Raw genomic sequence first — 11,849 nt, 5'->3', positions numbered from 1 at the left:
CGGGGTCAGCCGGAGCGGCGCGAGAGGCGGGCGACGGCCTCGACGTGCGAGGTGTTCGGGAAGAGGTCGAAGCCGTCCAGCCGCTCCAGCTCGTACCCGCCGGCGGTGAGCGCTCCGACGTCGCGCGCGAGGGCGACCGGGTCGCAGGCGACGTAGACCAGCTGCGCCGGCGCGAGCTCGACCAGCGCATCGGTGACCGCGCGGCCCGCACCGGAGCGCGGCGGATCGAGGACGACGGTCGCCGAGCGCCAGCGCTCCCGCTCGCGGGCGTCCGCCTGGGCGATCGCGTCGCGGAGGTAGCGGTCGACCCGCGCGGTGACGGCGCGGGCGCCGACCTGGTCGGACAGGTTCTCGAGCGCGTGCTCGGTGGCCCGGGAGTCGCTCTCGACGCTCGTCACGCGGACGCCGGCGCCGAGACGGTCGGCGAGCGCGGCCGCGAGCAGGCCGACTCCGCCGTAGAGGTCGTGGTTCGCGGCCCGCGGATCGCTCAGCTCGACGTCGAGGGCCGACTGCACGGCGTCGAACAGCGCCGTGGCGGCGCCGCGGTGCACCTGCCAGAAGCCGGCGCGGTCGACGCGGAAGGTGCGGTCGGCGACGAACTCGGTGACGACGGTCCGATCGCGGCGCGCACGCTTGTCGGAGGGGTCGTGCACGAGGACGGCCGCGCCGTCGGAACCCGCCGCATCGACGAGGTCGACCACGGAGCCGGGTGCGAGCCGATCGGCGAGGGGCGCGGCCGCGGAGGAAGCCGCGGTCGCGAGCGGCAGGCTCTCCACCGTGACGACGTGGTGGCTGCGCGAGGCGTAGGGGCCGACCCTGCCCTCGTCGTCCACGTGCAGGCGGTTCCTCGTGCGCCAGCCCAGACCCCGCGTGCCGTCGTCACCGGCGATCGTCGACACCTCGACGCTCACCTCGCGGCGGGCGAAGCGGGAGAAGGCGTCCTCGAGGACCGCCCGCTTGAGGGTGCGCTGGTGCTCCAGCGCCGCGTGCCCGAACTCGGCTCCGCCGACGCGCTCCTCCGGTCGGCGCTCGATGGCGGCCTCCGGCCAGACGTGGGGCACCCGGTGCGGCGAGGCCTCGAGCACCTCGAGGGCGTCGGCGCGCCAGAAGCTGTCGTGACGGACCTCGCTGATGCGGGCGCGCACCCGCTCCCCGGGGAGCACGTCGGGGACGAAGACGACGCGGCCCTCGTGGCGGGCGACGAACACGCCGCCGTGGGCCACGTTGCTAATCTCGAGCTCGACCTGCGTCCCGAGTGCGCCGTCGTCCTCGGAGGGACGGGAGGGTGTGCGGGACGCGGACTTCGACATCCATCGAGCATCCCACAGCGGGGGCCCGGCCGCAGGGAGCACGCATGCGCCTCTACCTCGCCTCCACCTCCCCCGCGCGCCTGGCGCTGCTGCGGGCCTCGGGCATCGAGCCGGTGGTCGTGCCCTCGGAGGTCGACGAGCCCGCGGCCGTCGCCCGCGCCGAGGAGGAGGCGGGTGCGCCGCTCGACGCCGACGGGACCGTCGCCCTGCTCGCACGGGCGAAGGCCCGTGCCGTCCTCGGACCGCGGATCGACGGGCTGGTGCTGGGCGGCGACTCCGCCTTCGTGCTCGACGGCGTGGTGCACGGCAAGCCGCACGAGCCGGAGCGGGCGCGGGAGCGCTGGCGGGCCCAGCGCGGCAGGGAGGGGCGCCTCCACTCGGGTCACTGGCTGATCGACCACCGCGGCGGGCGGGTCCGCGCCGAGACCGGGGCGGTCACCTCCGCGGCCGTCCACTTCGCCGCCGACATCGAGGACGACGAGATCGACGCCTACATCGCCACGGGAGAGCCGCTCGAGGTGGCCGGAGCGTTCACCATCGACGGACGCGGAGCCGGGTTCATCTCCCGGATCGAGGGCGACCCCTCGACCGTCGTCGGCATGTCCGTGCCGACCCTCCGCTCGCTGGTGCGCGAGCTCGGCGTGCCCTGGACGGCGCTCTGGAACCGCTGAGTCCGCGGGGGTTGTGAGGAACCGACGAAGCCCCCGCTCTTCTTTGTGGTGAGCCGCCACAGGCATCGCCGAGCGGGCCCCTAGGGTGGGGAACCATGTCGCGTATTACGAAGGTGCTCATCGCCAACCGAGGCGAGATCGCCGTCCGAGTCATCCGAGCCGCCCGCGACAGCGGTATCGCGTCGGTCGCCGTCTACGCCGACCAGGACCGCGACGCGGTGCACAGCCGCCTCGCCGACGAGTCGTACGCCCTCGGCGGCACCACCAGCGCCGAGACCTACCTCGTCATCGAGAAGCTCCTCTCGGTCGCCCGCCGCTCCGGCGCCGACGCGGTCCACCCCGGCTACGGCTTCCTCGCAGAGAACGCCGACTTCGCCCGCGCGGTCATCGACGCCGGGCTCGTCTGGATCGGCCCGAGCCCCGACGCCATCGAGCGCCTCGGCGACAAGGTCTCGGCGCGCCACGTGGCCGAGAAGGTCGGCGCGCCGCTGGCCCCCGGAACCCTGAACCCCGTCTCGGGCGCGGCCGAGGTGCTCGAGTTCGTCGATCAGCACGGTCTGCCCGTCGCCATCAAGGCGGCGTTCGGAGGCGGCGGTCGCGGCCTCAAGGTCGCCCGCGAGCGCGACGAGGTCGAGGAGATGTTCGCCTCCGCCACCCGCGAGGCGGTCGCCGCCTTCGGCCGCGGCGAGTGCTTCGTCGAGAAGTACCTCGACCAGCCCCGGCACGTCGAGACGCAGTGCCTGGCGGACGCCCACGGCAACGTCGTCGTCGTCTCCACCCGCGACTGCTCGCTGCAGCGTCGTCACCAGAAGCTCGTCGAGGAGGCGCCCGCGCCGTTCCTCACGGACGAGCAGAACGCCGAGCTCTACCGCGCGTCCAAGGCGATCCTCCGCGAGGTCGGCTACCAGGGCGCCGGCACCTGCGAGTTCCTCGTGGGCAAGGACGGCACCGTCTCGTTCCTCGAGGTCAACACCCGGCTCCAGGTCGAGCACCCGGTCTCGGAGGAGATCACGGGCATCGACCTCGTCCGCGAGCAGTTCCGCCTCGCCGAGGGCGGTGTCCTCGACTACGACGACCCGGCTCCCCGCGGCCACTCCTTCGAGTTCCGCATCAACGGCGAGGACGCGGGACGCGGCTTCCTGCCCGCCCCCGGCCCCGTGCACGTCTTCAAGGCGCCGGGCGGACCCGGCGTGCGCGTCGACTCCGGCGTCGTCTCGGGCGACGTGATCTCGGGCTCGTTCGACTCGCTGCTCGCCAAGCTGATCGTGACCGGCAGCACCCGCGCGGAGGCGCTGGAGCGCTCGCGCCGCGCCCTCGAGGAGTTCGAGGTCACCGGTCTGCCGACCGTCCTCCCCTTCCACCGCGCGATCGTGCGCGACCCCGCCTTCGCGCCGGAGGGCGACGCCCCGTTCTCGATCTACACGCGCTGGATCGAGACCGAGTTCGACAACACGATCGAGCCGTGGAGCGGTGAGCCGGGAGCGGCCCCGGAGGCCGCAGCACGTCAGAGCGTGGTCGTGGAGGTCGACGGGCGCCGCGTCGAGGTGTCGCTGCCGGGCGACCTGATGCGCTCCTCCGGCCCGGTGCGCTCGGCCTCGGCCGCGAGCGCCCCAAGCGCCGCGGCTCGGGCTCGGTCAGCACCGTGACGGGCGACTCGGTCACCTCGCCGATGCAGGCGACGATCGTGAAGGTGGCCGTCGCCGAGGGCGACAGCGTCGTGGCGGGCGACCTCGTCGTGGTGCTCGAGGCGATGAAGATGGAGCAGCCGCTCACCGCCCACAAGGACGGCGTCGTGACGGGCCTGGCCGCCGAGGCGGGCACGACGGTCTCCGCGGGCCACGTCCTGCTCTCGATCGTCTGACGCGCATCCGCCGCGCGCGGGGCGGGTGACCGCTCCCCGCGCGTCCGTCGTCGGTGGATCTCGATACGCCCGCTCCGCGGGCTACTCGATCAGCGAGGGGAAGGCGCCGTCCCCGGTCAGCGACGGCGGCGGCCCGGGGTGAGAGCCTCGGGCGAAGCCCGGGCGTGAATGCGGTCCGTCCGCGGGAGTCCTGCTCATCGAGCATCGAATCGGTCGGATGCAGAACCTCAGCCGACAGCGCCCGTCAGCCACGATGGCGTCCGGGCCCCCTCCTGACTGTCGTTCTGCACAGCTAGCCTGACTTCTCGAAAGACCGGACGCCGCGATCCGCGCTCTCGACCTTCGATCCGGGATCAGCAGAGGCGAGCCTCCGTAGTGCTGACCCCGCACGAGCGCGAGTGTGAGAATCGCGTGTCAGCGATTCGAAGCAGCGCGACGCGACCCGCTCTGCAGAACGCCCCACCCGCTCAGCCGACCGCGCTGAGCCGCACAGGGGGCGGCTCAGAAAAAGGCAGCAGATCGCGTGCCAGCGATTCGAGACAGCGCGACGCGACCCGCTCTGCGAAACGCACCACCTACGCAGCCGACCGCGCCGAGCCGCGCAGGGAGCGGCTCGGAAAGAGGACCGCACATCGTGAGCTAGCGCTCATCGTGAGCGAGCTCACGATGAGCGCTAGCTCACGATGTGCATGGCACGCGCCGCATCCGAGATCGAGCCGGTGAGGCTCGGGTACACGGTGAAGGCGCGGGCGACCTGGTCGACGGTCAGCCGGTGCTCGACGGCGAGCGCGAGGGGGAAGATCAGCTCGCTCGCCTTCGGGGCGACGATGACGCCTCCGATGACGGTGCCGGAGCCGGTGCGGGCGAAGAGCTTCACGAAGCCGTCGCGGATGCCCATCATCTTCGCTCGCGGGTTCGCGGCGAGCGGGAGCTTGTAGATCTCGCCCTGCGCGATGCCCTCCTCGATCTCGCGCTGGCTCCAGCCGACCGTCGCGATCTCGGGCTGGGTGAAGATGTTCGCGGCGACGTTGCGCACCTCGGTGGGGTTCACGGCGTCGCCCATGGCGTGGAACACGCCCGTGCGTCCCTGCATGGCCGCGACGGAGGCGAGCGGGAGGAAGGTCGTGCAGTCGCCTGCCGCGTAGATCGACGGGACGCTGGTGCGCGCGACGCGGTTCACGCGGATGTGGCCGGACTCCGTCAGCTGGACGCCCGCCTCCTCGAGGCCGATGCCGGCCGTGTTCGGCACGGAGCCGACGGCCATCAGGCAGTGCGAGCCCTCCACGACGCGGCCGTCGGAGAGCACGGCGCGGACGCCCTTCTCGGTCCGCTCGACTCGGTCGGCGCGGGACTTGGAGAGCACGGTCATGCCGTTGCGCTTGAAGACGTTCTCGATGACGGCGGCCGCGTCGGCGTCCTCCCCCGGCAGCACCTGGTCGCGGGACGAGATCAGGGTGACCTTCGCGCCCAGGGCGCGGTACGCGGAGGCGAACTCGGCGCCGGTCACCCCGGAGCCGACGACGATCAGGTGCTCGGGAACGGTCTTGAGGTTGTAGAGCTGCGTCCAGCTCATGATCCGCTCGCCGTCGGGGGCAGCGGTGGGCAGGACGCGCGGGCTCGCCCCGACCGAGACGACGATGGTGTCGGCCTCGATGCGGTCGAAGTCCATGCCCTCCTCGCCGGGCGCGGTCGAGACGATGAGGGCGTTCGAGCCGTCCAGTCGGCCGTCGCCCGAGACGATGCGCACGCCGTGGTGCACGAGGTTCGCGCGCATGTCCTCGGACTGCTGGCGCGCGAGACCGAGCAGGCGCTTGTTGACGGTGGCGAGGTTCACCGCCACCTCGGGGCGGACCGGCTTGTTCGTCTGCTCGGAGCGGGTGAAGAACTGCACGCCGAGATCGGCGGCCTCGCCGATCGCGTTGGTCGCCTCGGCGGTCGCGATCAGCGACTTCGACGGGACGACGTCGGTGATGACGGCCGAGCCGCCCACTCCGACGCGCTCGACGAGCGTGACCTCTGCGCCCAGCTGCGCGCCGGCGATGGCGGCTTCGTAGCCTCCGGGTCCCCCTCCGAGTACGGCGATCCTCTGCGTGCGCTCGAACTCGTAAGCCATGGCTCCCATTGTCCTCCGTCGCTGGGAGTTCACCCAATCGGCGTGGCGCCCGGCCCGGCGCCTTCCGCGCTCGGACCTTCCCGCGGGCCGTGGATAGGGTGGGGGAATGGCCGACCAGACCCCGAATCCGCTCGATTCCGCCGACGCCGATCCTTTCGCGATCGCCCGCGACGCCGCCGCTCAGATCGCCGAGGCGACGGGCGTCGAGAAGCACGACATAGCCCTCACCCTCGGCAGCGGATGGGGCAAGGCCGCCGATCTCATCGGCGAGACGACCGCCACCGTCGACGCGACCGAGATCGTCGGCTTCTCGAAGCCGGCGGTGCACGGCCACGGCGGCACGCTCCGCTCCGTCCTGCTGCCCACCGGCAAGCGCGCGCTCATCATCGGCGCCCGCACGCACTACTACGAGGGCTACGGCGTGCGCCGGGTCGCCCACAGCGTGCGGACCGCGGCCGCGACCGGCGCCTCGGTGATGATCCTCACCAACGGCGCGGGCGGCATCAAGGAGCACTGGACGCCGGGGACCCCGGTGCTCATCAGCGACCACATCAACCTCACCGCCGATTCGCCCCTGGAGGGCGCGACCTTCGTCGACCTCACCGACCTCTACTCCTCCCGGCTGCGCGCTCTCGCCCGGGGGACGCGCGCCGAGCTCGACGAAGGCGTCTACGTCCAGTTCCGCGGTCCGCACTACGAGACGCCCGCCGAGGTGCAGATGGCACGGATCATGGGCGGCCACATCGTCGGCATGTCGACGGCTCTCGAGGCCATCGCCGCACGCGAGGCGGGCATGGAGGTGCTCGGCATGTCGCTGATCACCAACCTCGCCGCCGGCATCCAGAAGACGGCTCTGAGCCACGAGGAGGTCCTCGAGGCCGGTCGGAACGCCGAGGACGATCTCGCCGGGCTGCTCGCGGGCATCACGGAGACCCTGTGAGCGCCGGGATCCGCTCCCTCGCCGAGGACTGGCTCGCCCAGGACCCCGACGCCGAGACCCGCGAGGAGCTCGTGCGCCTGCTGGTCGCCGACGAGGCCGGCGACGCCGAGGCGTCGGCCGAGCTCGAGGACCGCTTCGGCTCGCGCCTCGCGTTCGGCACCGCGGGCCTGCGGGGTGCGATCGCCGCCGGCTCCAACCGGATGAACCGCGTGCTGGTCTCGCAGGCCGCCGTCGGCCTCGCCGAGTACCTCCTGGAGCGCGGCACCGTGCGCCCCGTCGTCGTCATCGGCTACGACGGGCGGAAGAACTCCCGGATCTTCGCCGAGGACTCCGCTGCACTGATGGCCGGAGCGGGCGTCGACGCGGTGCTCCTGCCGCGCCTGCTGCCCACGCCGGTGCTCGCCTTCGCTGTGCGCCACCTGCGGGCGGACGCCGGCGTGATGGTCACCGCGAGCCACAACCCGCCTCAGGACAACGGCTACAAGGTGTACCTCGGGGGCGCGGACGACGGCTCGCAGATCGTGCCGCCGGTCGACGGCGAGATCGCCGAGAGGATCCTCGACGTGGCGCGGACCCGGCGTGTGACGGACCTGCCGCGCGGCGAGTACCGGACGGCCGACGAGAGCGTCGTGACCGCCTACATCGACGCCACGGCCGGCGTCGGGCGCCAGAGCACGCCCCTGCGCGTCGTCTACACGGCGATGCACGGGGTCGGCTGGGAGACCGCGCACCGCGTGCTGTCCGCGGCCGACTTCGACGAGCCGCTGGTCGTCGTGGAGCAGATCGATCCCGACCCCGCGTTCCCCACGGTCGCGTTCCCGAACCCGGAGGAGGACGGGGCTCTGGATCTCGCCTTCGCCACTGCCCGCACCGGACGAGCCGATCTGATCGTGGCGAACGACCCCGACGCCGACCGGTTCGCCGCCGCGATCCCGGACGAGAGCGCTCCGGAGGGCTTCCGCCGCCTGACCGGCAACGAGGTCGGCTCGCTGCTCGGCTGGCGGGCAGCGGAGCGCGCCCGCGCCGAGGGCCGGGTGGGAGGGGCGCTCGCCTGCTCGATCGTCTCCTCCCCCGCGCTGGGCGCGGTGGCGGCCGACTACGGGCTCGCGTTCGTCGAGACCCTGACCGGCTTCAAGTGGATCTCGCGCGTGCCGGACCTCGTGTTCGGCTACGAGGAGGCGCTCGGCTATCTCGTGAATCCGGCGACCGTCCGGGACAAGGACGGCATCTCGGCGGCGCTCGCGTTCCTCGATCTGGCCAGCTCCCTCGCCACCGAAGGGCGGACGATCGCCGACGAGCTCGAGTCGTTCGCCGAGCGCTTCGGGCTCTTCGGCTCGGAGCAGATTTCGCTGCGGGTCACCGACCTGTCCGAGATCGGTCGGATCATGGCGGCGGTGCGCGCGACTCCGCCGACCTCGATCGGCGGGCTCCCGGTGCAGCGGGTCGAGGACCTGCTGGAGGTCGAGGACGGTGCGCCGCCGACGGACGCGCTGCGCTTCACCCTCGACGGCGCGCGCCTCATCGCCCGCCCGAGCGGCACCGAGCCCAAGGTCAAGCTGTACCTCGACGCGTGGTCCTCGGACCCCGACCCCTCGGTGCGCCGCTCCGAGGTCTCCAGCCGCCTGTCCGCCCTCCGCACCGGCGCCGAGTCCCTCCTCCACTGACCCTGCCGCGCCTCCCGCGAGCTGCCACTTCGGTACGCCTCCCTCGGCGCGCCCCGCACCGAAGTGGCATCTCGCAGCGCACGAACGTCGGCGCCGCCCTCGAGCAACTCGAGCGCTTCCCGACCCGACAGGGGCGCCGGAGCACCACTAGACGTCTGGATGACCGGATCGCCGCCCCGCCGGAGCGCGCGATCCGGAATCGCGTGCCAGCGATTCAGGACAGCGCGACGCGACCCGCTCCACGGAACGCACCACCTCGCGAAGCCGACCGCGCTGAGCCGCACAAGGGGCGGCTCAGGAACAAGCACAGCCCGACCGCGCTGAGCCGCACAGGGGGCGGCTCAGGAATCAGCACGGCGGATCAGCCGAGAGCGCGCTCGATCTTCGCCGTGATCTCGGCCTGGTCGAGGTAGTTGTCGATCACGACGACCTCGGCGAAGGTCCGTCCGATGCGGTCGACGAGCTCGCCGGAGGTCAGGATGACCTGCGCGTCGGCAGCGAGGGCGTCGACCGAGGCGATGTCGGAGGCGACGACCTCGGCCTCGAGGTCGAGCGCTTCGAGGGCGCGCTCGGCGCCCAGCTTGAGGATGGCGGAGGTGCCGATTCCGGCGCCGCAGAGGGTGACGATCTTCATGAGCTTCTTCCGTGGTGCGGGGTGTCGTCCGTGAGGACGGCGTTGACGCCGCCGACCGTGCGCGCGGCGGCGAGTGCGCCGATCGCGTCGGGGCGGCTGAGGACGTCGGCGAGGCCGGCGACGAACCCGACGTGGCCGTGCGCCTGAGTGGCGGCGATGCCGATGACGACGGAGACCGGGTCGTTGGTGCTGTGCCCGAAGGCGACGGGCTCGGCGAGCGTGACGACGGAGAGTCCGTCGCTGTGCACGTCGTTGCCGGGGCGGGCGTGCGCGAGCGCGAGTCCCGGGGCGATGACGATGTAGGGGCCGAGGACGTCGATCTGCTCGACCATGCGGCGCGAGTAGGCCGGATCGACGGCGCCGCTGCGCTCGAGCGCGCGACCGGCCTCGAGGACCGCCTCCCGCCAGCTGGCGGCGGGGTGCCGGAGTGCGATCGCGTCGTCGGCGAGGGCGTCGAGGGGCACGGTCAGGCCGCTTCGAAGCCGGCGGTGATCGTCTCGATCAGCTCGCGGCGCTCGTCCAGCGGGAGGAAGCTCGCCTCCGCGGCGTTGATCTGGAACACCTCGAAGTCGTCGAGGTCGTAGCCGAAGGCGTCCGACAGCAGGGCGAGCTCACGGCTGAGGGTCGTCCCGCTCATCAGGCGGTTGTCGGTGTTGACGGTCACCCGGAAGCCCAGCTGGTAGAGCAGGTCGAACGGGTGGTCGACGAGCTCGGTGCCCCAGGCCGCGACGGCGCCGGTCTGGAGGTTCGAGGACGGGCTGAGCTCGAGGGCGATCCTGCGGTCCTTCACCCACTCGGACAGCTCGCCGAGGGTCACGTAGCTCGCGTCGTCGTCCTGGCGCTCGATCGCGATGTCCTCGGCGAGCCGCACTCCGTGGCCGAGGCGGAGGGCCCGGCCGTCGAGGAGGGCGGAGCGGATGCTGTCGAGACCATCGGCCTCGCCCGCATGGACCGTCGTCGGGAAGTGCGCGGCCGCGAGGAGCTCGAAGGCCGGGCGGTGGCGGGAGGCGGGGAAGCCCGCCTCGGCGCCGGCGATGTCGAAGCCAAGGGCTCCGCGCTCGCGGTGCCGGAGGGCGAGCTCGGCGATCTCGAGCGAGCGGTCGGTGTGGCGCATCGCCGTGATCAGCTGGCCCACCCGCAGGCGCGAGCCCCGGGCAGCGGCCTCCTGGACGCCCTGCTGCAGTCCCTCCTGCACGGCCTCGACCGCCGCGTCGAGTGTGAGCCCCGAACGCAGGTGCTGCTCGGGCGCCCAGCGGACCTCGCCGTGCACGACCCCGTCGGCGGCGAGATCGAGCACGAACTCGCGCGCGACGCGCTCGAGGGCGGGCGCGGTCTGCATCACCGAGACCGTCGTCTCGAACGTCGCGATGTAGTCGGTCAGCGATCCGGAGTCGGCGGTGGTCGTGATCCAGCGGCGCAGCGCTTCGGGCTCGTCGGCCGGCACGGCGACGCCGGCGGACGCGGCGAGCTCGAGGATCGTCTCGGGGCGGAGCCCCCGTCGAGGTGATCGTGCAGCGAGACCTTCGGCAGCTCGTCGATGAGGATGCCCTCGCCCGGGAGGAGGTACTCCTCGATGGTGTCGGTCACGGTGCTCCTCGGTGTCGGGCGACGGTTCGCGGACCACCCTACTGCCGAGTGCCGACGCCGTGACGGGAGCACTCCGCACCCCGTGGAGACGGCACGGATCCGCGGCTGGGGAGGAGCCGCGTAGGGTGCGGGTATGAGCGGACGACGGATCATCCTGGACTGCGACCCCGGCCACGACGACGCGCTGGCGATCCTCCTCGCCCACGGCAGCCCCGCGATCGAGCTGGTCGCGATCACCACGGTGGCGGGCAACCAGACGCTGGAGAAGGTGACCGCCAACGCTCGCGCGGTCGCCGCGATCGCCGGACTGACGGGCGTCCCGATCGCCGCCGGGATGCACCGCCCCCTCGTGCGCGACGCCGAGCCCGCGCCGGACATCCACGGCGAGAGCGGCATGGACGGTCCGGCTCTCCCGGAGCGGCGCCCGGCCCTCGATCCCCGCCACGCCGTCGACCTGATCATCGAGGAGGTCCTCGCAGCACCCCCTGGCTCGATCACACTGGTGCCGACCGGACCGCTCACCAACATCGCGATGGCGGTCCGGCGCGAGCCGCGACTCGCGGAGCTCGTCCGCGAGGTCGTCCTCATGGGCGGAGGGGTGCAGGGCGGCAACTGGACGGCGACCGCGGAGTTCAACATCCTCGCCGACCCGGAGGCGGCCCACATCGTCTTCGGCGCCGGCTGGGACGTCACCATGGTCGGCCTCGACGTCACGCACCGGGCACTCGCGACGGAGGACGTCGTCGCCCGGTTCCGCGGCGTCGACTCCGAGGTCGGCCGCTTCTGCGTCGGGCTCCTCGACTTCTTCGCGGCGAGCTACCGCGACGCGCAGGGCTTCGACGCGCCCCCGGTGCACGATCCGGTCGCGGTGGCGTACGTCATCGACCCGTCGGTCCTGGAGGTGCGCCGTGCCCCGCTCACGGTGGAGCTGCGCGGCGAGCACACCGTCGGCATGACGGTCGCCGATCTGCGCACCACCGCTCCGGTCGGCTGCCGGACCTCCGTGGCGACGGCGATCGACTCCGACCGCTTCTGGGATCTGGTGATCGGGACGGTCGCCCGCCTCTGA

Annotated in this window: 10 protein-coding genes and 1 pseudogene; 6 read left to right on the top strand and 5 right to left on the bottom strand. The window is 72.7% G+C overall.

The features are described from left to right. Positions 1-5 precede the first annotated feature (5 nt). Positions 6-1,310 (bottom strand): class I SAM-dependent RNA methyltransferase, encoded by a 1,305-nt coding sequence (locus AC0CID_RS00580; RefSeq protein ID WP_465225414.1) that lies wholly within the window; start codon positions 1,308-1,310, stop codon positions 6-8. Between the two features lie 44 nt (positions 1,311-1,354). On the opposite strand from AC0CID_RS00580, the gene AC0CID_RS00575 reads away from it, so the two are divergent. The 3 genes from AC0CID_RS00575 to AC0CID_RS00565 all read left to right on the top strand — a co-directional run bounded on the left by AC0CID_RS00575 (position 1,355) and on the right by AC0CID_RS00565 (position 3,842). Next, entirely contained in the window at positions 1,355-1,981 is a 627-nt protein-coding gene (locus tag AC0CID_RS00575) for a Maf family protein (RefSeq protein WP_207402879.1), read from the top strand. A 95-nt stretch (positions 1,982-2,076) separates the two neighbouring features. Further along, complete coding sequence (locus AC0CID_RS00570; RefSeq protein ID WP_465225413.1) at positions 2,077-3,627, top strand: acetyl-CoA carboxylase biotin carboxylase subunit; 1,551 nt, start codon at positions 2,077-2,079, stop codon at positions 3,625-3,627. Beyond that, a complete protein-coding gene (locus tag AC0CID_RS00565; protein ID WP_465225412.1) occupies positions 3,624-3,842 on the top strand; it encodes a biotin/lipoyl-containing protein in 219 nt (72 codons plus the stop codon). The genes AC0CID_RS00570 and AC0CID_RS00565 overlap by 4 nt, the downstream gene beginning before the upstream one ends. A gap of 673 nt (positions 3,843-4,515) precedes the next feature. Here AC0CID_RS00565 and AC0CID_RS00560 read toward each other — a convergent pair. Further along, a complete protein-coding gene (locus AC0CID_RS00560; RefSeq protein WP_207402877.1) occupies positions 4,516-5,955 on the bottom strand; it encodes an NAD(P)H-quinone dehydrogenase in 1,440 nt (479 codons plus the stop codon). 106 nt (positions 5,956-6,061) lie between these two features. Here AC0CID_RS00560 and AC0CID_RS00555 point away from each other — a divergent pair, with 106 nt between their 5' ends. Further along, a complete protein-coding gene (locus AC0CID_RS00555) occupies positions 6,062-6,895 on the top strand; it encodes a purine-nucleoside phosphorylase (protein WP_465225411.1) in 834 nt (277 codons plus the stop codon). Beyond that, positions 6,892-8,559: a phospho-sugar mutase gene (locus tag AC0CID_RS00550; RefSeq protein WP_465225410.1), complete on the top strand. Its 1,668-nt coding sequence runs from the start codon at positions 6,892-6,894 to the stop codon at positions 8,557-8,559. The genes AC0CID_RS00555 and AC0CID_RS00550 overlap by 4 nt, the downstream gene beginning before the upstream one ends. Positions 8,560-8,920: 361 nt before the next feature. Here AC0CID_RS00550 and AC0CID_RS00545 read toward each other — a convergent pair whose 3' ends face one another. The 3 genes and pseudogenes from AC0CID_RS00545 to AC0CID_RS00535 all read right to left on the bottom strand — a co-directional run bounded on the left by AC0CID_RS00545 (position 8,921) and on the right by AC0CID_RS00535 (position 10,780). After that, positions 8,921-9,193 (bottom strand): PTS sugar transporter subunit IIB, encoded by a 273-nt coding sequence (locus AC0CID_RS00545; protein ID WP_465225409.1) that lies wholly within the window; start codon positions 9,191-9,193, stop codon positions 8,921-8,923. Beyond that, positions 9,190-9,657: a PTS sugar transporter subunit IIA gene (locus AC0CID_RS00540; protein WP_465225408.1), complete on the bottom strand. Its 468-nt coding sequence runs from the start codon at positions 9,655-9,657 to the stop codon at positions 9,190-9,192. The genes AC0CID_RS00545 and AC0CID_RS00540 overlap by 4 nt, the downstream gene beginning before the upstream one ends. A 2-nt stretch (positions 9,658-9,659) precedes the next feature. Then, a pseudogene (locus AC0CID_RS00535) lies at positions 9,660-10,780 on the bottom strand (adenosine deaminase). 133 nt (positions 10,781-10,913) lie between these two features. Here AC0CID_RS00535 and uriH point away from each other — a divergent pair. Beyond that, positions 10,914-11,849 (top strand): uridine-preferring nucleoside hydrolase UriH, encoded by a 936-nt coding sequence (gene uriH, locus AC0CID_RS00530; protein WP_465225407.1) that lies wholly within the window; start codon positions 10,914-10,916, stop codon positions 11,847-11,849.

It is taken from the genome of Rathayibacter sp. AC451, from assembly GCF_979253095.1.
The sequence above is the reverse complement of the archived record's forward strand: the minus strand, read 5'-3'. Positions and strand labels throughout refer to the sequence as shown.